The sequence below is a fragment of the Streptomyces sp. NPDC036815 genome (assembly GCF_055609205.1).
The window spans coordinates 368,543-390,044 of record NZ_JBVJPW010000001.1 but is presented as its reverse complement, the minus strand read 5'-3'; the positions used below and the strand labels follow the sequence as shown (position 1 = coordinate 390,044).

Below are 21,502 nucleotides of genomic sequence, written 5' to 3'. Positions count from 1 at the left end.
TCCCGCTCGGCGGGCGAACAAGAAGAACTTTAGCCTGCGACCAGCCGGAATGTGAAATCCGGGTCCGGCCGCCCGCCGGAGCGGCTCCGGGGTGCTCAGTCGTCGTCGCCGAGCACCGGTTCCGGCAGCGTGCCGGCGTTGTGCTCCAGCAGACGCCAGCCCCGCGCGCCCTGGCCGAGGACCGACCAGCAGCAGTTGGTGAGGCCGCCGAGGCCCTCCCAGTGGTGGGGCTCCAGGCCGAGGAGACGGCCGATCGTGGTGCGGATGGTGCCGCCGTGGCTGACCACCACGAGCGTGCCGTCCTCGGGCAGCTTCTCGGCATGGCGCAGGACGACGGGTGCGGCGCGGTCGGCGACCTCGGTCTCCAGCTCGCCGCCGCCGCGGCGCACCGCTTCGCCGCGCTTCCACGCGGCGTACTGCTCGCCGAAGCGGGCGATGATCTCGTCGTGCGTCAGGCCCTGCCACTCGCCCGCGTACGTCTCCTGGAGGCCTTCCTCGTACGCGACGGGGAGGCCGGTGATCGCGGCGAGCTCACCGGCGGTGGCCGCCGCGCGCCTGAGGTCCGAGGCCACGATGGCGTCGGGCTTCAGGGAGGCGAGCAGCCGGGCGGCGCGCCTGGCCTGGGCGACGCCCGTCTCGGTCAGCTCGATGTCCGTGGAGCCCTGGAAGCGGCGCTCCAGGTTCCAGGCGGTCTGGCCGTGCCGCCACAGGATGATCCGGCAGCCGCGGTTGGTCACCGCAGCTCACCGTCCAGGTCGGCCTCCTCCGCGGCCCGCTGCTCGGCGTGCTCGGCGGCCTTGCCGCGGGTCGCCTTGGCGTCCTCGGGCAGGTCGATCTCGGGGCAGTCCTTCCACAGGCGCTCGAGGGCGTAGAAGACACGCTCCTCGCTGTGCTGGACGTGCACCACGATGTCCACGTAGTCGAGGAGGATCCAGCGGGCGTCGCGGTCCCCCTCGCGGCGGACCGGCTTGGCGCCGAGCTGCTTGTTGAGCTTCTCCTCGATCTCGTCGACGATCGACTTGACCTGGCGGTCGTTCGGCGCGGAGGCGAGCAGGAAGGCGTCCGTGATCGACAGCACGTCGCTGACGTCGTACGCGATGATGTCGTGCGCGAGCTTGTCGGCAGCCGCCTGGGCGGCGACGGTGATGAGCTCGGTGGAGCGGTCCGTGGCGGTCACTTGTGAGCTTTCCTTCGGGTGGTGGATACACCCCCAGGGTCTCACGGACCGCCGACAGCACCCCAGACGATTACGTCACCGCCCCGGGGCCGCCCCCGGCGCGGCCGGCGCGAGGCCGTCCGCGCCGGTCGCCTCAGCCGTCCCGGTAGTCCTGACCGAGGACCACGGACACATCGGCGTTCGGCGGTGTCCTGCCCTTGCGGACCGCGCTCGCCGGCAGCCCGAGGGTCTTCGCGACCTCACTGGCCTGCGTCTTCTTCGCCGCATCCGCGTAGGTGACCTGCGAGGCGGCCTGGGCAGTGGAGCCCGCGCCGCTGTCGATGAAGGTGTAGCCGCCGTTGACCAGGGAGACCCGGGCGTCCTGGGCCGCGGCCTTCTTGCCCGAGGCGTTCTTGACGCCGACCCGCACGGCCGCGCCCTTCTCCGGGCTCTTCACGGCTCCGCCGAGGACGTCCTTCACCACGGTGTCGCCGGCCTGCTCGGTCAGCGTGCCGTCCGGCCGCACCGGCAGCAGCGTGGTCTTGTAGTCGCCGCCCTTGGCCCGGTCGGCGAGCTTGGCCAGGAAGGCGCCGAGGTCCTTCTCCTTCAGCGAGGGGTCGAGGATCTGCGCGAGCGACTGCACGGTGGTCGTGGCCGCCTGGGGGTCCGACGAGAGCTTGCGCAGCACGCCCTGCATGACCTGGCCGAAGCGGTCGAGCTGGGCGGACTCGGACTCGCCGGGCGCGCGGTAGGTGGCGTAGGCGACCGCCATCGGGCCGCTCAGGGTCTGCCGCTCGCCCTTCTTCACGAGGGGCGCCTGCCCCTTCTTCGCCTTGGGGTCGGGCACGTCGGTGTCCGTGTCGATGTCGATGTTCCCGACGAGCTCGACGAGGTTGTTCAGGTACGGGGTGTCGAGGCGCCAGGTGCCCTCCACCTCGGTGCCGAGCACCGTGTCGATGGACTCGCGGGTGCCGGTCGAGCCGTCGTCGTCGACGGACTTGCCGAGCGTCGTCGACGTGCCGTCGTCGTCCGAGACGGCGAGGGAGTTGGGCAGCAGGACGGTGGCGCCCTGCTCGGTGGTGGCGTTGTCGACCAGGAGCGCGGTGGAGGTGCCGCCGCCCTTGGTGTTGTGCAGGTGGACGACGACCACGTCGCGCTTCTGCGGTCCGGCCGCGGCGCCCGCGGAGTCCTTGTCGTCCGACAGGCCCGGCAGTTCGCCCGCGTACCAGAGGTAGCCGACGCCGCCCGCGACGACGAGGGCGAGGACCACGACCAGCGCGACGACCCGGGAGCGCCCGCGCCGCTTGGCCTCCTCGCGCCGCTCGGTGCGGCTCTCGGTGAACTTCAGCCAGTCGATGACGTCTTCGGAGTCCTCGTCCGGCTCCTCGATGAACGAGAACTGCTCGGTCTTGTACGCGTCCTTGTACTCACCCTCGGGTTCGCGCTCCGGCGTGGGCTCGGGGTCCGGGGCGGGCTGGGGCGGCACCTGGGCCTGTTGCTGTTGCTGGGGTTGCTGATGTTGCTGGGGTTGCTGCGATGGCTGGGGTTGCTGCTGCTGCGGGATCCAGCCGGTGTCGTACGAGGTCCCGGCATTGCCGTACGCGTCGTACGCCCCGGCCCCGCCCGCTCCGTAGGCCCCGGATTCATAGCCCTGCTGCCGGCCGCCCGCGTAGGGGTCGTACCCGTACCCCTGATGCTGCTGCGCCTGCTGCGGCGTCTGCTGCTGAGGCACTTGAGGCTGCACCTGCTGGTACACCGGCCGCCCGTACTCGTCGTACCCGACGACCTGGTACTGATCAGCCGCGTATTCGCCCGCGTACTCGCCCGCATACGGGTCGCTGCCCGCATACGGGTCGTACTGTCGGTCGTTCACCGGTGCCCCTCTCGGCTCATTCGCCGCGGTACAGCTCGCGCTTGTCGATATAACGCACCACACCGTCGGGCACCAGGTACCAGACCGGATCCCCCTTGGCGACCCGCGCGCGGCAGTCCGTGGACGAGATGGCCAGGGCCGGCACCTCCACCAGGGAGACGCCGCCCTTGGGCAGCCCGGGGTCGGCCAGCGTGTGGCCGGGCCGGGTGACCCCGATGAAGTGCGCGAGGGAGAACAGCTCTTCCGTGTCCCGCCAGGTGAGGATCTGGCCGAGGGCGTCGGCGCCCGTGATGAAGAAGAGGTCCGTGTCGGGGTTGAGGGCACGCAGATCGCGCAGCGTGTCCGTCGTGTAGGTGGCTCCGCCGCGATCGAGGTCGATGCGGCTCACCGAGAACTGCGGGTTCTCGGCGGTCGCGATGACCGTCATCAGATAGCGGTCCTCGGCGGGCGAGACCTGCTTGTCGCTCTTCTGCCACGGCTGGCCGGTCGGCACGAAGACCACCTCGTCGAGGTGGAACTGCGCGGCGACCTCGCTGGCCGCCACGAGGTGTCCGTGGTGGATCGGGTCAAACGTTCCGCCCATGACGCCCAGGCGGCGCTTGCCGTTGCTCACCGGACCGGTCTCCGGACCGGTAGGCATGTCCTGCTCTCCCATGCGTGCAGACCCTACCGGCCCGGCGGACGGGCTCTGTTTCAGCGGTCCCGTTCGGGACGGCCCCGCTCAGCGGTCCCGGTTGAAGCGGGTGGTGATCCACAGGAGCAGCAGGAGGATGACGAACGCACCCCCGCCGGTGAGGATGGGGCTGAGGCTTTCGTGGTTGCCGCCGTGCTCGCCGCCCTCGGAGGCGAGAGTGACCAGCTGGGCGGCGTTGCTGTGGAGGCTCATCTCAGGCAGGACCTATCCGGAGGTGGGATGGACATAAAGACTTCCGGGCCATCGTAAGCGGGGGGCCCGTTCCGGGTTACGCCGACTCAGCCGTTGCGGCTGTCTGCACCCTTGTCCGGCGTACTTTCGGCGCTCTTGTCGGGCGCGCTTTCGGCGCTCTTGGCGGACGCGCTTTCCGTGCCCTGGTCGGGCGCGCTCTCCGCGGCCTTGCCGGACGGCCTCTCCGTGTCCTCGCCGGACGGGCGCTCGGGCATGCGGTCCACGCCTCGTACCGAACCGCTGTCGCTGCTCTGCCGGTACCCGCGCAGCAGGAACCAGCCGACCAGGACGCAGCCGACGACCATGACGATCAGCACGATCCGCAGCAGATTGCCCGGACCCTGCCGCTCCGCGGCCTTGGCCGCCTCGGTGAGCCACTCGGCTCCGGGGTTGTACTCCATGACGGATGACTCCTTCTGTGTGCTGCCCCGTCACGGTATCTCCGCCTAGGCTGGGCCCCACCTCGGGGGCACAGGAGGACGAGACATGGGGGATGCGGCATGACCGACGACAACCACCGCGGGGGCGACGAGGGCCACGAGCGCGTGCCGAGCAGGCAGCGCCGGCGCTTCCCCGGCATCTCGTCACGGGCGTACGAGCACCCGGCGGACCGCTCCGCCCTGGTGGCCCTGCGCAGGCTCACCGGCTTCGACACGGTCTTCAAGGCGCTCAGCGGCCTACTGCCCGAGCGGAGCCTCAGGCTCCTGTTCCTGTCGGACTCGGTACGGGTCTCCGACGCCCAGTTCGCGCACCTCAACACCATGCTGCGGGACGCCTGCTACATCCTGGACCTGGAGAAGGTCCCGCCGATGTACGTCAACCAGGACCCGAACCCGAACGCGATGTGCATCGGCCTCGACGAGCCAATCATCGTCGTGACGACGGGGCTCGTCGAGCTGCTCGACGAGGAGGAGATGCGCGCGGTCGTCGGCCACGAGGTGGGCCACGCCCTCTCCGGCCACTCCGTCTACCGCACAATCCTGCTGTTCCTCACCAACCTCGCGCTGAAGGTCGCCTGGATCCCGCTCGGCAACGTCGCGATCATGGCGATCGTCACGGGCCTGCGCGAGTGGTTCCGCAAGTCCGAGCTGTCGGCGGACCGGGCGGGGCTGCTCGTCGGCCAGGACCTCATGGCGTCGATGCGCGGCCTGATGAAGCTCGCGGGCGGCAACCACCTGCACGAGATGAACGTGGACGCGTTCCTGGAGCAGGCCGAGGAGTACGAGGCCGGTGGCGATCTGCGCGACTCCGTGCTGAAGATCCTCAACGTCCTGCCGCGCACGCATCCCTTCGCCACGGTCCGCGCCGCCGAGCTGAAGAAGTGGGCCGGGACCCGCGACTTCCAGCGGATCATGGACGGCCACTACCCGCGCCGCGACGAGGACAAGGACACCTCGGTCTCCGACTCCTTCCGGCAGTCCGCGTCGTCGTACGCCGACGACGTGCGGGGCAGCAAGGACCCGCTGATGAAGCTGGTCAACGACATCGCGGGCGGCGCGGGCGACCTGGGCGGCAAGCTGCGCGGGAAGTTCACGGGCCAGGGCGGCGGCCAGGACCGGGGCGGTCGGGGTCAGGGCGAGGGCGATCGGGGCGACGCCACGTAACCGTCACGCAGCGCTCAGGACGCCGAGAGCGAAGGCTGTGCGGTCGTCGCCAGCGAACCGCACAGCGCCGTCGCGTTCCCCGTCCCGTACGGATCGGTGCCGGCCGGACCGCCCGCCTCCGCCTTCTGCCCGGCGAGCAGCGGCAGCAGGTGCTCCGCCGTGCCCGCCGCGCAGGCGAGGGGGCCCGCCTGGGTGGCGGAGGTGAGCACCTCGGCCCGGTGCATCCGCAGGTCGTCGCGGTCGAAGCGGAAGTGCAGCTCACGGCGGACGGTGAACAGGGAGGCCGCGGCCCGCTGCTCCCCCGCCCGCCGGGCGGCGGGCCGCAGCGCGTACACGAACGTGTGCTCCGAGGTCACCTCTAGCGTGTTCCTGTCGGCCTCGACGACCCGCAGCGTGCCCTCGGCCCTGACTCGCTTGTCGGCGAGCGCGGCCCTTGCCGGGTCGAACCGCACGAGCCAGCCGGTGGCCGCGTGCCGTCCGTCGGCCGCCGGGCGGGCGAAGCTCCGGTCGAACTGGCTGAATTGCCGCGGGTCGATCAGGAGCCGCACGGAGCGCGGGGAGCCGCCGGTGAGCACGTCCGGGTCGAGCGAGGACTCGACCAGATAGTCCTTGGCGATGATCAGCGCGGCCATCGCCTGACCGTCCGAGAAGTGTGAAGTGCGGCGTACGGCAGGGAGGTTGATGCCTGCGGCGCCCACCCGGAACTGCGCGGCCGGGCTGTGCGCGTAGAGGTCGCCGACGCTTCCCGAACCGGGCACCCGGCCCGCGGGGGCGAGCGGTATCACCGTCATGCGCAGGGGCTCGGGGGGCTTGCTCACCGGGGACTGGTACGGGTGCCGTACGCCCATGTAGATGGCCGTGCCGAAGGCCACCGCGATCAGCACGACGAGGATGACGAGCTGCCGCGAGAGGGCCTTGTGGAGGCCGGGGCGGCGGCGCACGGCGCGCGTGTGGTCGTCGAGGCGCTCCTGCGCGGAGAACTCCTGGAGCCGGGCAGCACGGACGAACGACTCGTCGAAGACGACGGATCGGTACTCGTCCTCGCCACCCCCGGGAGCGCCGCCCTCGGGCATCCCTGTCGGTGGTTCCCCTGGCCCGCCCATACCTTCAGGGTAGGTCTCCGGGCCGCCCGGTAAACGCCCTGGTACACGACAAGTTCCGACAACTCCTCACGGCCGGGCGCGGCCGTGTGCGGCGGCGATGTGCCAGGCCGGACGGGGTCGCGCTCACGGCGTGCGGGGCATCGCGGGCACCGCCGACTGGCTGAACCCGGCCGAGACGGAGGGGCTGGGCGGCGCCTCTCTGCCGGCGCTCCGTCCGACCTCGGTCGAGGCGGGCGCGGGCACCCGCTCCTGGCGGCCCGACGAGGCGCCGCGGTAGACGGCCGTGAAGGCGAGGGCGACCATGCCGACGCCCATCAGGAGGGCGAGCATCCACGCTATGGGGCGGTGCCAGCGGAGCTGGCCGGGGTGGCGTCCCGGGCGGCCGTACCTCTCGACGAGGGGGTCGTGTTCGCAGGCGTCGTCGAGGTCGTCGTCGCGCCCGAAGCCGTCGGGGCCGAAGCCGTCCTCGTAGAGCTCGTCGTCCGTCGCGTCGGCGGCCGGGCCCCGGGTGCGCGCCCGGCGGGCCTCGGCCTCGGAGGCGTCGGCGCGCGCCTGCGCGGCGGCCAAGAGGCGCTCCACGGCGGACAGTTCATGGACCTCCGCGGCTCGCACGAAGTCCTCGTCGAAGACCACGGAGGCGAACTCGTCGTCCGCACCCCCGTGGTCGCGGTCGTCGTCGGGCTCCCAGCCGTCAGGGAACGACGGCGTGCCCCCCACGTCCTCCGGCACCCCTCCAGAGTAGACCTGGACGGGGCAATTTGGGCAGACGGTAAGGGAATTCAGCCGGGACGACGTTCAACTCACCGGGCGCTCACCGCACATGCCCGTCACCCGTCACGATGTACTTGGTGGAGGTCAGCTCGGGCAGCCCCATGGGGCCGCGCGCGTGCAGCTTCTGCGTGGAGATGCCGATCTCGGCGCCGAAGCCGAACTGGCCGCCGTCGGTGAAGCGCGTCGAGGCGTTCACGGCGACCGTGGTGGAGTCGACGAGCTGGGTGAAGCGGCGGGCGGCCCGCTGCGAGGTGGTGACGATGGCCTCCGTGTGCCCGGAGGTCCACAGCCGGATGTGCTCGACGGCCTGCTCCAGGGTGTCGACGACGGCGGCCGCGATGTCGTACGAGAGGTACTCGGTCTCCCAGTCCTCGGTGGTCGCGGGCACGACGGTGGCCTTGGTGGCGTCGGCGTACGTGAGGACGCGCTCGTCGGCGTGGACGGTCACCCCGGCGTCGGCGAGGGCGTCCAGGGCGCGCGGCAGGAACGCGTCGGCGATGTCCCGGTGCACGAGCAGCGTCTCGGCGGCGTTGCAGACGCTGGGGCGCTGCGCCTTGGAGTTGATCAGGATGTCGACGGCCATGTCGATGTCGGCCTCGGCGTCGACGTACACGTGGCAGTTGCCGGTGCCGGTCTCGATGACCGGGACGGTGGACTCCTCCACGACGGTCCTGATCAGCGAGGCGCCGCCGCGCGGGATGAGGACGTCGACGAGGCCGCGGGCCCGCATCAGCTCCCGCACCGAGTCACGGCTCTCGCCCGGGACGAGCTGGACGGCGTCGGCGGGCAGTCCCGCGCCGTGCACCGCGTCGCGCAGGACGCGCACCAGGGCGGCGTTCGAGGCGTACGCGGAGGACGAGCCGCGCAGCAGGACGGCGTTGCCGGACTTCAGGCAGAGGGCGGCGGCGTCCACGGTGACGTTCGGGCGGGCCTCGTAGATGATGCCGACGACGCCGAGCGGGACGCGGACCTGGCGCAGGTCGATGCCGTTGGGGAGGGTCGAGCCGCGGACGATCTCGCCGACCGGGTCGGGCAGGGCGGCCACGTCGCGCACGTCGGCGGCGATGGCGCGGACCCGCTCGGGGGTGAGGGTGAGCCGGTCGATGATGCCCTCGCCGGTGCCTGCCTCGCGGGCCCGCGCGATGTCCTTGCCGTTGGCCTCGACGATCTCGGCGGTCCGCACCTCGAGCGCGTCGGCGATCGCGAGCAGCGCGTCGTCCTTGGCGGCGCGCGGCAGTGGCGCGAGCGTGGCGGCGGCGCCGCGGGCGCGGTAGGCGGCCTGGGCGACCGGCGAGAGGTTGTCGTAGGGCGAGACGGGAGAGAGCGACGTCATGTCCGCAGGGTAATCCCCGCGGGTGCGGCGTCCACCCGGTATTCCAGTCCCCGAGACCGGCTGTCCGGGGCGGGCCCGGCGGCGCCCCCGGGAGTGCGCCCGCGGCCGTGGGCGCCCCTGGAGCGGCGGCCCGGGACCGGCGCGGGACGACGGCTCAAAACGGGTGCACGCCCACGGGCGTGGCCGGTAACGGTCCGTATCCCTCCGCTATCCGCTGGTGATAGGTGTCGCGGCCGATCACTTCGAGCCCCACGATCTCCCACGGCGGCAGCTGCGCGCTCTGCCGGTGCTCGCCCCACAGCCGCAGCGCGACCGCGGCCGCGTCGTGCAGGTCGCGGGCCTCTTCCCAGTAGCGGATCTCGGCGTGGTCCGGCGCGTATCTGCTGGTGAGCAGAAAGGGATGGTCGTGGGCGAGCTGTTCGAGGCCGCGCCTGACCTCGTCCAACGGGGCCTCGGCACCGGAGACGCTCAGCGTGACGTGCCACAGCCGCGGCACGTCCACCGTGTCGCCCTCCTGGCCCTCGCCCTGGTCCCCCTCGCGCGTCCTGTGCGGGTCGCTCTCGTACACCGCCCCCGCGGCGACGCTCGTCAGCGCCCGCTCAGCCGGGCCGCGGGACGCCGCCCCTGGGCGCACTCGTCTCACGACGGCCTCCTTTACGCAATGGTGATGCAGATACGCAATGGTCATGCGGAACTGTCTTCAACAAAGTTGAGCAGGCCAAGCGGGCTCGCGGGGCGGTTTTGGGGAGTTTCACCTCGCAGGGGCCGGTCGCGCCGCGCCGTTCGCGGTGGTTTTCGGCCGGGACGCGTGGGGCGGATGGGGCGGATGGTCCGATGCGACCTGGGACTTCTCCGGGGCTACCCGTGCAGCAGGACGAGGTCGTCGCGGTGCACGACCTCCCGCTCGTACGCAGGTCCGAGTTCCCGTGCCAGATCGCGCGTGGAGCGGCCGATGAGCATCGGGACCTCTCTCGCGTCGAAGTTCACCAGACCGCGCGCCACCGCCCGCCCCCCGGCGTCCCGCAGCTCGACCGGGTCGCCCGCGGTGAAGTCGCCCTCGACCCCGGCGATCCCGGCGGGCAGCAGCGACTTGCGCCCCTCGACGACCGCGCGCACCGCGCCCGCGTCCAGGACGAGCGCGCCCCGCGGCTCGGAGGCGTGCTGCAGCCAGAGCAACCGGTCGGCGGAGCGGCGGCCCGTCCGGTGGAAGTACGTGCCCGTGGCGCGGCCCGCGAGGGCGTCGCCGGCCTGGCTCGCGGAGGTCAGCACGACCGGGATGCCGGCGGCCGCGGCGATCCGGGCCGCCTCGACCTTGGTGACCATCCCGCCGGTGCCGACGCCCGCCTTGCCCGCGCTGCCGATCTCGACGTGCGCCATGTCGGCGGGGCCCGTGACCTCGTCGAGCCGGGAGGTGCCGGGCTTCGCGGGGTCGCCGTCGTAGAGGCCGTCGACGTCGGAGAGGAGGACGAGGAGGTCGGCGTGGACGAGGTGGGCGACGAGGGCGGCGAGCCGGTCGTTGTCGCCGAAGCGGATCTCGTCGGTCGCCACGGTGTCGTTCTCGTTCACGATCGGCAGCGCGCCCATGGCGAGCAGCTGGTCGAGGGTGCGCGAGGCGTTGCGGTGGTGGGCCCTGCGGGCCATGTCGTCGGAGGTGAGGAGCACCTGTCCCACGCGTACGCCGTACCGCGCGAAGGAGGCGGTGTAGCGGGCCACCAGCAGCCCCTGCCCCACGCTGGCGGCGGCCTGCTGCCGGGCGAGGTCCTTGGGGCGCCGCACCAGGCCCAGCGGGGCCAGGCCCGCCGCGATGGCGCCGGACGACACGAGCACGATCTCGCGCTCGCCGCCGCTGCGGCTCTTGGCGAGGGCATCGACGAGGGCGTCGACACGGTCCGCGTCCAGGCCCCCCGATGCGGTGGTCAGGGACGACGACCCGACCTTGACCACGACCCGCCGCGCCTCTGCCACTGACTGCCTTGCCGCTGCCACGCTCTTCCCCAAATGATCCCGATGCCCCGGACCTGCCCTCTTCCGGACCTGCAATCTACGTGAGCGCGGGGGCCCCGCGCCTGCCCGTTCCGAGGGACGGACCGGGCCGCGCGGGCGGCCGGGAGCGGAGGGCGTATTCCGGTCAGAGGCAAAAAGCGGTCTTGAGGTTCAGTCCGTTTGCCCCTTTATCCGGTGATTGACGTCACGGAAGATTGCTACGGGACCACCGCACGTCATACGGTCAGTGGTCGACTTCCCCCCATTCCCCCTCCATCCCCGCCAGGAGCCCAAGCTCGTGCCCTCTGCCGGACTCGCCCCTCGTCGCATCGTGCAGCTGTCAGCGCTGTTCGCGATGTTCGCGCTCTTCGCGACGCAGCTCGCGACCGCGCTGATCCCCTACGTTCCGGTGTTCATCGCCGCGGCCGCCGCGAACCTCGCGCTCGACATCTATCTGCAGTACAAGCAGCCGGGCCTGCTCTCCCTGCTCGGGAAGATCCGCTTCGACGTCACGGTCCGCCAGCTGCTGCGCGACATGCTGATCCTGGTGGGTCTGCTGCGCATCGACGGCATCGAGCCGCTGGCGGAGCAGTCTCCGCTGACCATCGCGCTGCTTGCCTTCTACGCCCTGCACTTCGGCTGCCAGGCCGTCGCCGTGCTTGTGCGCCGCGCCCGCTCGCTGCCGATCGTCACGCGCAACATCGACACCTCCGAGCTGCACCTGACGGCCGCGCCGCCGCGCATCCTCTCCCGCCGTCAGGCCCACCGTCTGCTGACGTTCTCGGTGCCCGGCACCGTCGGCCTCCTGATCACCGCGGCGACCGCCGACGCGCTCTGGGGCGGCATCGGGCTCGGCATCTCCATCCTCCTGATCGGCGCCGGCGCGATCTACCTCGCCACCTGGCTGTTCCCGAAGAAGCGGGCGAAGAACGACCAGAAGGTCATGGAGTGGCTCGACGCCTGGCTGGCGGAGTACAAGCCGACCGTCGCCATGTACTTCTCGGGCGGCTCCACGTCCGCGTACCAGGCGAACATGTGGCTCTCCACCCTCTCCGAGCTCGACGGCAAGCCGCTGATCGTGCTGCGCGAGCGGTTCATGGTGCAGAAGATCGACGCGACCGACGTGCCGATCATCTGCTTCCCGAAGGTCGCCACGATGTTCTCCCTGGAGACGTCGACGCTGAAGATGATGCTGCACCCGGCGAACGCCGCGAAGACCTCGCAGGTCCTGCGCATCCCCACGATCAAGCACGCCTTCATCAACCACGGCGAGAGCGACAAGCTCTCCTCCTGCAACCCCTACGCGAAGGCGTACGACGAGGTGTGGGTGGCGGGCCCCGCGGCCCGCGACCGCTACCAGCTCGCGGACATCGGCGTCGAGGACAAGGACGTGGTCGAGGTCGGCCGCCCGCAGCTGTCGCCGATCCGCCCGTACTCGGGCGCGCCCACCGGGGCGTTCACGACCGTCCTGTACGCCCCCACCTGGGAGGGCTGGGACGGCAACCCCGGCAACACCTCGGTGGTCCTGGCCGGCGAGAACATCGTGCGTGAGCTGCTCGCCGACCCCGCCGTGCGCCTCCTCTACAAGCCGCACCCGATGACGGGCTCGCAGAACCCCGAGGCGGGCGCCGCCAACGAGCGCATCAAGGCGATGATCCTCGCCGCCAACGCGAAGCGCTCCGGCGCGCGCCCCGGCCCCGAGGCCGCCGCCGAGCTGGTCCGCCGCACCGTGGAGCTGGACCGGCTGACCGCCAGGTCCTTCCGCAAGAGCGCGGACGAACAGGAGCGGATGATGCTCCAGGGCTCCCCGGACGGCGACCAGCAGGCCGCCGTGGCCGCGGCGACCGCCGCGTGGGAGGCCGCGTTCTGGGCGTCCTACCCCGAGTGGGAGCACCAGATCATCACCGCCGCGCGCCCGGCGATCTTCAACTGCTTCAACCAGGCCGACCTGCTGATCAGCGACGTCTCCTCGGTCGTCTCGGACTGGCTGAGCAGCGAGAAGCCGTACGCCGTCGCCAACACGGCCGGCATGACCGAGGCGGAGTTCCGGGCGAGCTTCCCGACGGCGTCCGCGGCGGCGATCCTCACGCCCGACGCGAGCGGCGTGGCGGCCCTTCTGAAGGCCGTACGCGCCCCCGAGCTCGACTCCCACGCGGAGGCCCGCGCCGAGCTCAAGGAGCACCTCCTGGGCCCCTCGAACCCGCCGTCCCTGACCCGCTTCAACGCGGCGGCCCTCGCCCTGTCCGCCCAGGCCGACGCCCGCCGCGCCCGCATGGACCAGCGCGTCGACGCGGACATCCCCGGCCCGCGCGCCGCGGAGGAAGCCGCGGAGGAGATGGACCAGGACGTGGCGGACCAGTCCGAACAGAACGGCGCGGAGGACTCGGTCACCGCGTAACCCCGCCCGATCACATGAGAAGGCCCCCGGAGCCGAGCTCCGGGGGCCTTCTCATGTGCGACGTGCGCTACGGGCGACGTGCCGCGGGGCGGGCGCCCGGGACGGCGAGGGCAACACCCGAGGGCACCGCCCGGCAACCGCCTAGAACGGCTCGAAGTCGTCGTACTCGCGCTGCGCCTCGTCCCGCTCCGCCTCGCGGTCCTTGCGCCGCTGCGCGGCCGGTCGCGGCGCTTCCAGACGGTGGTCCTCGCCGCGGCGGCCCAGCATCTCGGCGCCGGCCATCATCGTCGGCTCCCAGTCGAAGACGACCGCGTTCTCCTCCGGGCCGATGGCGACGCCGTCGCCGTTGCGGGCACCGGCCTTCATCAGCTCGTCCTCGACGCCGAGGCGGTTGAGGCGGTCCGCGAGGTAGCCGACGGCCTCGTCGTTGTTGAAGTCGGTCTGGCGGATCCAGCGCTCCGGCTTCTCACCGCGCACGCGGTACAGCGGCTCGCCGTCGACCTCCTCGCGGGTGACCGTGAAGCCGCTGTCGTCGACGGCCTTGGGCCGGATGACGATGCGGGTCGCCTCCTCCTTCGGCTTCGCGGCACGCGCCTCGGCGACCAGCTCGGCCAGGGCGAAGGAGAGCTCCTTGAGACCCTTGTGCGCGACGGCGGAGACCTCGAAGACGCGGTAGCCGCGCTCCTCCAGGTCGGGCCGGACCAGGTCGGCGAGGTCCTGGCCGTCCGGGATGTCGATCTTGTTGAGCACGACGATGCGGGGGCGCTTCTCCAGGCCCGCGCCGTACTCCCGCAGCTCGGCCTCGATGACGTCGAGGTCGGAGACGGGGTCGCGGTCGGACTCCAGGGTCGCCGTGTCCAGGACGTGCACGAGCACGCTGCACCGCTCGACGTGGCGCAGGAACTCCAGGCCGAGGCCGCGGCCCTGGCTGGCGCCGGGGATGAGGCCCGGCACGTCGGCGACGGTGTAGACGGTCGAGCCCGCCGTCACCACGCCGAGGTTGGGGACGAGCGTCGTGAACGGGTAGTCCGCGATCTTCGGCTTCGCCGCGCTCAGCACGGAGATCAGCGAGGACTTGCCGGCGCTCGGATAGCCCACCAGGGCCACGTCGGCGACGGTCTTGAGCTCCAGGACGACGTCCCGCTCCTCGCCGGGCACGCCGAGCAGCGCGAAGCCGGGGGCCTTGCGCCGGGCGGAGGCCAGCGCCGCGTTGCCGAGGCCGCCGCGGCCGCCCTGGCCCGCGACGAAGGTGGTGCCCTGGCCGACCATGTCGGCGAGGACGTTGCCCTCCTTGTCGAGGACGACCGTGCCGTCGGGGACGGGCAGGACCAGGTCCTGGCCGTCCTTGCCGGAGCGGTTGTCACCGGCGCCGGGCTGGCCGTTGGTGGCCTTGCGGTGCGGGCTGTGGTGGTAGTCCAGGAGCGTCGTGACGTCCTGGTCGACGACCAGGATCACGTCGCCGCCACGGCCGCCGTTGCCGCCGTCCGGGCCGCCGAGCGGCTTGAACTTCTCACGGTGGACGGAGGCACAGCCGTGGCCCCCGTTACCCGCGGCGGCATGCAGCTCGACGCGGTCCACGAAGGTGGTCATGGTTTGGTGCCTCCTGGGGGTCCCCCCACGCCGTCGAGGCAGAGGGGGCGTACGGAAATGTCTTACGTCTAACACGCGAAGGGCGGACCCGCTTCCCGAAGACCGGGAAGAAGGTCCGCCCTCGCAGAACCCGCTCGACGAGCGACTGGTCAGTCAGTGAAGACGGACTCAGGCGACCGGAACGATGTTCACGACCTTGCGGCCGCGGTGGGTACCGAACTCCACCGCACCCGCGTCCAGCGCGAACAGGGTGTCGTCCTTGCCGCGGCCGACGCCCGAGCCCGGGTGGAAGTGGGTGCCGCGCTGGCGGACCAGGATCTCACCGGCGTTGACGGTCTGACCGCCGAAGCGCTTCACGCCGAGCCGCTGAGCATTGGAATCGCGCCCGTTCCGAGTGGACGATGCGCCCTTCTTGTGTGCCATCTTGTCTCAGTCCCTTACTTCGCAGCCGTGGGGATACCGGTGATCTTGATCGCCGTGTACTGCTGACGGTGACCCTGACGACGGCGGTAACCGGTCTTGTTCTTGTAGCGAAGGATGTCGATCTTCGCGCCCTTGTGGTGGTCCACGACCTCGGCCTGGACCTTGATGCCGGCCAGCACCCACGGGTCGCTCGTCACGGCTTCGCCGTCGACAACGAGCAGGGTCGAGAGCTCGACCGTGTCGCCAACCTTGGCAGTGGAAATCTTGTCAACCTCAACGATGTCGTCGACAGCAACCTTGTGCTGGCGACCACCGCTGCGCACGATGGCGTACACGCGGATCTCTCTCTCGCTCGGAACGGTGCCCCCGCAGTCCAGCCGCCCGCAGAAGCGGAACAGCCTCTCTCATGGGCCTGAGCCACGGCCCGGGCCACGAGAGGAAAAAGGTTTACAGGGGGTGGCGGTGTATAGGAACACGCCGACGGTCAAGGTTACGGGGCCCACCCGGAAGGGTCAAACCGGCCCCGCTCCCCCACTCACCTGAGGGGATTCTCACCGTCCGGCGGCAGCGGCTTGACGCCCTTGCACAGGTCCGTCCTGTCCGCGCTGCCCGGCCAGGCCACGGCGCGCGTCCGGTCGAAGTGCGAGCGGTAGGTGTCGTGCACCGAGTCGTCGTCGATCTTGACGATCGCCTCGTCGTTCTCGCGCAGCGCGGGCGCCGTGTAGTTCTGCGAGCCGGTGAAGGAGACCTTGTTCCGCTTGCCGTCGTACACGCCGTCGATCAGCAGGTACTTCGAGTGGATGATGTAGGGCGTCGTGAGCGGCGTGCCGGGGTGCAGCGGGTCCCTGTCGTCGTTGAAGCAGCGCACGGAGGGGCCGCCCGACTTGTGCAGCTGCTCCCAGGTGCCCGGGGTGCCGCCCTGGCTCTTGGCGCTGTCCGTCTCCGCGTACAGGATGCTCACCGAGCAGCCGGACTTCTTCAGCGAGACGAGCTTGTCGGCGATCTGCTGTCGGGTGATCTTGAAGATCGCGGCGCGGACCTTCGTGTGCTGCGTGGTGCCCGCCGCGTCCTTGTACGTGCACTTCACGTTGTTCAGGACCGAGTACATGGTGTCGGTCTCGTTGACCGTGCCGTTGCGCGGGAAGAAGTACGCCTTGTAGCGGCCGCTGCTGACCGTGCGGTAGTCCCAGTCGGCCCAGCGCTTGCCGAGCATGTCGGTGAAGTAGTCCGCGTACGCGTCGTACATGGCGGGGTTGTCGGGCAGCAGCAGCGCGTCGTTGTAGAACTTCGTGTGCGCCGACGGCGTCGAGTTCGAGGTGGTCTGCACCACCACGTCCCTGGCGCCCTCGACCTCCGAGAACAGCCAGAACTTGTTGTGCATGATCGACTTGCCGTACGCCGGGTCGCCCAGGCAGGACTTGCCGGTCGGGCAGAGCGAGACGAACGACGACTTGGTCCGGTCCGTGCCGAGCGCCGACTTCAGCGTGTTGTACGAGGTGTTCGTCGGCCGGTCGGTCTTGCTGGTCGAGTCGAGGAGCATCTGCACGTGCACGCCGCGCCGCTTGGCCGCCACCAGCGCGTCGACGACCGTGGCCTCCCACACGTGGTAGACCGCGACCTTGATCGTCGAGCCCGGCACCGCGGCGTTCGTCAGCTCGACCAGCCGGGTGCGCACCGCGTACTGCTGGTCGGGGGTCCCCTTCGGGTTGTTGAAGATCGGCCCCTCCGTCCAGGTGGGCCCCGGGTCCGCCGATGCGGTCCCCGCCGAGCCGACGGCCTGGATTCCGGCGGCCGAGAGGACCGTGGCCAGCGCGACCGCCTGACGACCGCCCTTGACCGGTTTCACGGCACGGTGACGTCCCGTACCTCGCAGGCGCGCTTGCGCCATCTGTCATCCCTCCCCTGACACGGGCGCGCCGTCTCCCCAACCGCACGCTCACGTCCCTGTTCACTTATCAGACCGCATGAGTTTTACAGGTGTCTCCCCGCGCACCAAGGCAGGGGGCCCCGCTTCACGCTTTCGGGCTGTCGAAGCCGATTCGCCGGACACGGCGGTGCCCCCTGCCCCGCGCGCACGCGGAACAGGGGGCACCAGGTCGCGAAGGGGTCAGCTCTCGCCGTCCCCGGCACTCGCCGAGACGCCGGACGGCGTCTGCTCCGCGGCCGCGGCCTTCTTCGCCGTCGACTTCGTCGCCTTCTTGGCCGTCGTCTTCTTGGCGGCCGTCTTCTTGGCAGCGGTCTTCTTGGCGGCCGTCTTCTTCGCGGGCGCCTTCTTGGCCGCCGTCTTGCGCGCCGTCTTCTTGGCCGGAGCGGCTTCCTCGGCGGGCGCCTCGGACTCCGTCCCGGTCTTCTCGGCGGGCTTCTCGGCAGCCTTCTCCGCGGGCTTCCCGGCGGCCTTCTCCGGCGACGGGACGACCATCACGGCCGCCTCGGCGGACGCGGTCGGCGCGGTGGCCTTGCGGACGGCACGGCGGCGCGGACGCGGCGGCGCGGCGTCGGCGACGGGCGCCTCGGCCACCGGCTCGGCGACCGGCTCCGCCTTGGGCGCCTCGGCCACGACCGTCTCGGCGGCCTCGGCGCTCTCCGCGGCCTTCGGCGAACCGGCGGGCGACGTCGCCTTGCGGACCGCACGACGGCGCGTGCGTCCCTTCGGCGCGGCGTCCTGCGCGGGGGCCTCGGCCACCTCGGCGTGTGCCTCCTGGGCCGCCTCGACGGCCGCGGGGGAACCCACCATCGGGTCCTCGACGGCCGGGGCCTCGGTGCGCGCGACCTCGGAGTCGACGACGGGCACCTCGGCGGCCTTGGCCTCCGCCTTCGCGGCCCGCTCCGCCTTCTCGGCGGCCTTGGCCCGCTTGGCCGACTTCTTCGTCGACGCGGCCTTCGGGGCCTCCGCCTGCGGAGCCTCGGCCTGCGGGGCGTCGGGAGCGGACTCGGTGCGGGGGGCGCCGGCCGGAGCCGAGGCCCGCCGGGTCGCCCGGCGCCGCGAGCGGCCACCGCGGGACGCCGCGGCCTCCGCCTCGGCCGCACTGCTGTACAGCTCCTCGTCCGCCACGAACTCGGGCTCGGGCAGCGCCACCGGGGACGCCACCTCGGCCTCGACCTCGGCCGCGCTCTCGGTGTCCTCGACGTCCTGCGTGTCGTGCTCGTGCGTGTGCTCGTGGCCCTGGTCCTGCTGGTCCGGGCCGCCGCGCCCGCGCTTCTTGCGCTTGCCGCCGCCACCGGCCGAGGTGGGCTGCTCCATGTGCACGATGACGCCGCGGCCGTTGCAGTGCACGCAGGTCTCGGAGAAGGACTCAAGGAGCCCCTGGCCGACGCGCTTGCGCGTCATCTGGACCAGGCCGAGCGAGGTGACCTCGGCGACCTGGTGCTTCGTACGGTCGCGCCCGAGGCATTCGAGCAGGCGCCGCAGGACCAGGTCCCTGTTGGACTCCAGGACCATGTCGATGAAGTCGATGACGACGATGCCGCCGAGGTCGCGCAGCCGCAGCTGGCGCACGATCTCCTCGGCCGCCTCGAGGTTGTTCCTCGTCACGGTCTCTTCGAGGTTGCCGCCCTGACCGGTGAACTTGCCGGTGTTGACGTCGACGACGATCATCGCCTCGGTCTTGTCGATCACCAGCGAGCCACCGCTCGGCAGCCAGACCTTGCGGTCGAGCGCCTTGGCGAGCTGCTCGTCGATGCGGTACGTCGCGAAGACGTCCACCTCGGACGTCCACCGCGAGAGGCGGTCCGCCAGGTCGGGCGCCACGTGCGAGACGTAGCCGTGGATGGTCTCCCACGCGTCGTCGCCGCTGACGATGACCTTGGAGAAGTCCTCGTTGAAGATGTCGCGGACCACCCGGACGGTCATGTCCGGCTCCCCGTACAGCAGGCTCGGGGAGCTGGTGGTGGACATCTTGGCCTTCTTCTGGATGTCCTCCCACTGCCCCTGGAGCCGCTCGACGTCGCGGCGCAGCTCGTCCTCGCTCGCGCCCTCGGCCGCGGTGCGCACGATGACGCCGGCGTCCTCGGGGACGATCTTCTTGAGGATGGTCTTCAGACGCGCGCGCTCGGTGTCCGGGAGCTTGCGGCTGATGCCGGTCATCGAGCCCTCGGGCACGTACACGAGGTAGCGGCCCGGCAGCGAGACCTGGCTGGTCAGGCGGGCGCCCTTGTGGCCGATCGGGTCCTTCGTGACCTGCACGAGGACCGACTGGCCGGACTTCAGGGCGGACTCGATGCGGCGGGGGCCGTTGGCCATCCCGAGCGCCTCGAAGTTGACCTCACCGGCGTACAGGACCGCGTTGCGGCCCTTGCCGATGTCGATGAAGGCGGCCTCCATGGACGGCAGCACGTTCTGGACCTTGCCCAGGTAGACGTTGCCGACGTACGAGGTGGCCTGCTCCTTGTTGACGTAGTGCTCGACGAGCACGTTGTCCTCGAGGACGCCGATCTGGGTGCGCTCGCCGTTCTGGCGGACGACCATGACGCGCTCGACGGCCTCGCGGCGGGCCAGGAACTCGGCCTCGGTGATGATCGGCACGCGGCGGCGGCCCTGCTCGCGGCCCTCGCGGCGGCGCTGCTTCTTGGCCTCCAGGCGGGTCGAGCCCTTGATGGACGTGACCTCGTCGACGCCGGTGCCGAGCTCGCGCTCTTCCTTCTTGCGCGGCTCACGGACCTTCACGACCGTACGCTCCGGGTCGCTGTCGCCCGGCTCGCCCTCGGCGGAGTCACCGGCACGGCGACGGCGACGGCGGCGGCGACGGCTGCTGCTGGAGCCCGAACCACCGGACTCCGAGGAGTCGTCGGCGTCCGTGTCGTCGTCACCTTCGGCGGCGTCCGTCGCGTCCTCGTCGCCCGCGCGCTCCGCCTGCTCGGCGGCGTCGTCGGACTCGCCGGAGGCGTCGTTCTGCTCGTCCTGCTCCGCGGCGTCACCGCGACGGCGGCGACGGCCACCGCGACGACGGCGACGGCCCTGGCGCTCGCCGGAGTCCTCCGCGTCGTCGTCGGACTCCGCCTGCTCGACGGCGTCGGTGTCCTCGGGGGCGTCGGCCGGCTGCTCATCGGCGGCCTTGACCGGCTCGCGCTCCTCGGCGGCCGCGGGCTGCTCGTCGGCGGCCCGACGGCGGCGACGGCGGCGCGGGGTCTGCTCCTCCTCCGCCACGGGGGCGGCGGGGGCCACGGGCTCGGCGGGCTCCGGCTCCGGCTCCGCGGCCTCGGCGGCGGCCGCCGCGGCGGCGCGCTCCGGGGTCTGGAACATCGGCTCGGCGAACACCGGGGCCTGGAAGACGGCGACGGCCGGGCGGGCGGGCTTGCGGCCGCCCTCCTCGCCGGAGTCGTCGTTGTTGCGGGCCTTGCGGGCCTTGTGTCCCGCGGGGGCCGAGAATCCGGCGGCCGCGGTCTTACGGGTGGCACGGCGGCGACGCGGGGCGGGGGCCTCGGTCTCGGCGGCGGCTTCCTCGGCAGGAGCCTGCTTCTCGGCGGCCACCGGCTCGGGGGCCTGCTCGGCCGCCTTCGGGGCGGTCTTCTCCGCGGACCTGTCCTCGGCGGCGGCCTTCGGCTCACCGGCGGGCGCGGAGGCACCACGGGTGGCGCGACGGCGCGCACGGCGCGGCGCGGCCTCCTCGGCGACGGGCTCGGGCGTGGCCTCGGGCTCGGCCGCGGCGGGGGCTTCCTCCGCGGCGGCTGCCGGCTCCGTGGCCGTGGCCTTCGGCTCACCGGCGGGCGCGGAGGCGCGACGGGTCGCACGGCGACGCGCACGCGGCGCCGGGGCGGCCTCGGGCTCGGCCTCTTCCGTGGCGGGCGCGGGGGCCTGGGCCTCCGCGGGCTCCGGCACCTCTGCGGCGGCCTGCGGCGCACCGGCCGGAGCGGAGGCGCGACGGGTCGCACGGCGACGCGCACGCGGCGCCGGGGCGGCCTCGGGCTCGGGGTCGGGCTGCGCAGGAGCCTCGGTGGCCTCGGCCACCTCTTCGGTCTCCTCGGCGTCTTCGACGTCCTGGGCGGGGGTGGCCGGTATGGCCGGAGCCGCGGCTGCGGCGCCCGTCGGCGGGCCCGCGGGACGCGAGGCCGCGCGGCGCCTGCGGCGCGGCGGCAGGGTGTCGCTGGGGGTGTCGTTCTGCGAGCCCTCAGTGGGTTCGTTCGGCTCAAGCATGCGGGCGGTTCTCCCGTCACGCTCCCGGGCGCCGCGCCTGGTCCGGTGATGGCCGCGGCTCGCGCTAGATGCGCGGGGCCGCCATCCGGGGCGTGGGCGCCGCACGGGAGCTCTATGTCTTGTCTCGCCGGTTCCGTACGCCCAAATGCGGACGGCCTGGCGAAAGTCTCGGTCAGTGCGCTGCCCGACCCAGGTGGCTCCCGAGTACGAGGG

At 71.9% G+C, this 21,502-nt stretch carries 18 protein-coding genes; 2 read left to right on the top strand and 16 right to left on the bottom strand.

The features are described 5' to 3' along the window. Window positions 1-95: 95 nt before the first annotated feature. The 6 genes from ACZ69I_RS01715 to ACZ69I_RS01690 all read right to left on the bottom strand — a co-directional run bounded on the left by ACZ69I_RS01715 (window position 96) and on the right by ACZ69I_RS01690 (window position 4,355). The gene (locus tag ACZ69I_RS01715) at window positions 96-737 is read right to left on the bottom strand and encodes a histidine phosphatase family protein (RefSeq protein WP_467669119.1); all 642 of its coding nucleotides are present in this window, start codon (window positions 735-737) and stop codon (window positions 96-98) included. Continuing rightward, entirely contained in the window at window positions 734-1,177 is a 444-nt protein-coding gene (rsfS, locus tag ACZ69I_RS01710) for a ribosome silencing factor (RefSeq protein WP_467669121.1), read from the bottom strand. Before rsfS ends, ACZ69I_RS01715 begins: the two co-directional genes overlap by 4 nt. Before the next feature lie 133 nt (window positions 1,178-1,310). Further along, window positions 1,311-3,029, bottom strand: a complete 1,719-nt coding sequence (locus ACZ69I_RS01705) for an LCP family protein (RefSeq protein ID WP_470830020.1) — start codon at window positions 3,027-3,029, stop codon at window positions 1,311-1,313. Between the two features lie 16 nt (window positions 3,030-3,045). Beyond that, complete coding sequence (gene nadD, locus ACZ69I_RS01700; RefSeq protein ID WP_268771192.1) at window positions 3,046-3,684, bottom strand: nicotinate-nucleotide adenylyltransferase; 639 nt, start codon at window positions 3,682-3,684, stop codon at window positions 3,046-3,048. Window positions 3,685-3,750: 66 nt separating this feature from the next. Continuing rightward, window positions 3,751-3,915, bottom strand: a complete 165-nt coding sequence (locus ACZ69I_RS01695; RefSeq protein WP_467669126.1) for a hypothetical protein — start codon at window positions 3,913-3,915, stop codon at window positions 3,751-3,753. Between the two features lie 86 nt (window positions 3,916-4,001). Continuing rightward, on the bottom strand, window positions 4,002-4,355 hold the full coding sequence (locus ACZ69I_RS01690; RefSeq protein ID WP_470830669.1) for a hypothetical protein: 354 nt from the start codon (window positions 4,353-4,355) through the stop codon (window positions 4,002-4,004). A gap of 99 nt (window positions 4,356-4,454) precedes the next feature. On the opposite strand from ACZ69I_RS01690, the gene ACZ69I_RS01685 reads away from it, so the two are divergent. Further along, window positions 4,455-5,558 carry a M48 family metallopeptidase gene (locus ACZ69I_RS01685; RefSeq protein ID WP_470830018.1) on the top strand — a complete coding sequence of 368 codons (1,104 nt, stop codon included), beginning with the start codon at window positions 4,455-4,457 and terminating at the stop codon, window positions 5,556-5,558. A 14-nt stretch (window positions 5,559-5,572) separates the two neighbouring features. Here ACZ69I_RS01685 and ACZ69I_RS01680 read toward each other — a convergent pair whose 3' ends face one another. The 5 genes from ACZ69I_RS01680 to proB form a co-directional block, all read right to left on the bottom strand. Then, window positions 5,573-6,661, bottom strand: coding sequence for an SCO2583 family membrane protein (locus ACZ69I_RS01680; RefSeq protein WP_467669130.1), 1,089 nt, complete (start codon window positions 6,659-6,661; stop codon window positions 5,573-5,575). Between the two features lie 123 nt (window positions 6,662-6,784). Then, a complete protein-coding gene (locus ACZ69I_RS01675; protein ID WP_467669132.1) occupies window positions 6,785-7,390 on the bottom strand; it encodes an SCO2584 family spore wall biosynthesis protein in 606 nt (201 codons plus the stop codon). An 82-nt stretch (window positions 7,391-7,472) separates the two neighbouring features. Further along, complete coding sequence (locus ACZ69I_RS01670) at window positions 7,473-8,765, bottom strand: glutamate-5-semialdehyde dehydrogenase (protein ID WP_470830017.1); 1,293 nt, start codon at window positions 8,763-8,765, stop codon at window positions 7,473-7,475. Between the two features lie 154 nt (window positions 8,766-8,919). Then, a complete protein-coding gene (locus ACZ69I_RS01665) occupies window positions 8,920-9,453 on the bottom strand; it encodes a hypothetical protein (RefSeq protein ID WP_470830016.1) in 534 nt (177 codons plus the stop codon). A gap of 170 nt (window positions 9,454-9,623) precedes the next feature. Next, a complete protein-coding gene (gene proB / locus ACZ69I_RS01660; protein WP_467669138.1) occupies window positions 9,624-10,730 on the bottom strand; it encodes a glutamate 5-kinase in 1,107 nt (368 codons plus the stop codon). Between the two features lie 316 nt (window positions 10,731-11,046). Here proB and ACZ69I_RS01655 point away from each other — a divergent pair, with 316 nt between their 5' ends. Continuing rightward, complete coding sequence (locus tag ACZ69I_RS01655) at window positions 11,047-13,146, top strand: hypothetical protein (protein ID WP_470830014.1); 2,100 nt, start codon at window positions 11,047-11,049, stop codon at window positions 13,144-13,146. Between the two features lie 141 nt (window positions 13,147-13,287). Here ACZ69I_RS01655 and obgE read toward each other — a convergent pair whose 3' ends face one another. From obgE to ACZ69I_RS01630, 5 genes are all read right to left on the bottom strand, one after another. Further along, a complete protein-coding gene (obgE, locus tag ACZ69I_RS01650) occupies window positions 13,288-14,736 on the bottom strand; it encodes a GTPase ObgE (protein WP_467669142.1) in 1,449 nt (482 codons plus the stop codon). Between the two features lie 168 nt (window positions 14,737-14,904). After that, entirely contained in the window at window positions 14,905-15,159 is a 255-nt protein-coding gene (gene rpmA / locus ACZ69I_RS01645) for a 50S ribosomal protein L27 (protein ID WP_030564037.1), read from the bottom strand. Window positions 15,160-15,173: 14 nt separating this feature from the next. Further along, complete coding sequence (rplU, locus tag ACZ69I_RS01640; RefSeq protein WP_365355698.1) at window positions 15,174-15,494, bottom strand: 50S ribosomal protein L21; 321 nt, start codon at window positions 15,492-15,494, stop codon at window positions 15,174-15,176. Between the two features lie 200 nt (window positions 15,495-15,694). Continuing rightward, window positions 15,695-17,047, bottom strand: coding sequence for a phospholipase D-like domain-containing protein (locus tag ACZ69I_RS01635; protein ID WP_470830012.1), 1,353 nt, complete (start codon window positions 17,045-17,047; stop codon window positions 15,695-15,697). A 219-nt stretch (window positions 17,048-17,266) separates the two neighbouring features. Further along, window positions 17,267-21,289, bottom strand: coding sequence for an Rne/Rng family ribonuclease (locus ACZ69I_RS01630; protein ID WP_470830011.1), 4,023 nt, complete (start codon window positions 21,287-21,289; stop codon window positions 17,267-17,269). Window positions 21,290-21,502 lie beyond the last annotated feature (213 nt).

Bases quoted from the DNA above. Each gene is read 5' to 3' on its own strand.
- nadD (WP_268771192.1), bottom strand. From the start codon at position 3,684: ATGGGAGAGCAGGACATGCCTACCGGTCCGGAGACCGGTCCGGTGAGC.
- ACZ69I_RS01695 (WP_467669126.1), bottom strand. From the start codon at position 3,915: ATGAGCCTCCACAGCAACGCCGCCCAGCTGGTCACTCTCGCCTCCGAG.
- ACZ69I_RS01690 (WP_470830669.1), bottom strand. From the start codon at position 4,355: ATGGAGTACAACCCCGGAGCCGAGTGGCTCACCGAGGCGGCCAAGGCC.
- ACZ69I_RS01685 (WP_470830018.1), top strand. From the start codon at position 4,455: ATGACCGACGACAACCACCGCGGGGGCGACGAGGGCCACGAGCGCGTG.
- ACZ69I_RS01680 (WP_467669130.1), bottom strand. From the start codon at position 6,661: ATGGGCGGGCCAGGGGAACCACCGACAGGGATGCCCGAGGGCGGCGCT.
- ACZ69I_RS01670 (WP_470830017.1), bottom strand. From the start codon at position 8,765: ATGACGTCGCTCTCTCCCGTCTCGCCCTACGACAACCTCTCGCCGGTC.
- ACZ69I_RS01665 (WP_470830016.1), bottom strand. From the start codon at position 9,453: ATGACCATTGCGTATCTGCATCACCATTGCGTAAAGGAGGCCGTCGTG.
- obgE (WP_467669142.1), bottom strand. From the start codon at position 14,736: ATGACCACCTTCGTGGACCGCGTCGAGCTGCATGCCGCCGCGGGTAAC.
- rpmA (WP_030564037.1), bottom strand. From the start codon at position 15,159: ATGGCACACAAGAAGGGCGCATCGTCCACTCGGAACGGGCGCGATTCC.
- ACZ69I_RS01635 (WP_470830012.1), bottom strand. From the start codon at position 17,047: ATGGCGCAAGCGCGCCTGCGAGGTACGGGACGTCACCGTGCCGTGAAA.
- ACZ69I_RS01630 (WP_470830011.1), bottom strand. From the start codon at position 21,289: ATGCTTGAGCCGAACGAACCCACTGAGGGCTCGCAGAACGACACCCCC.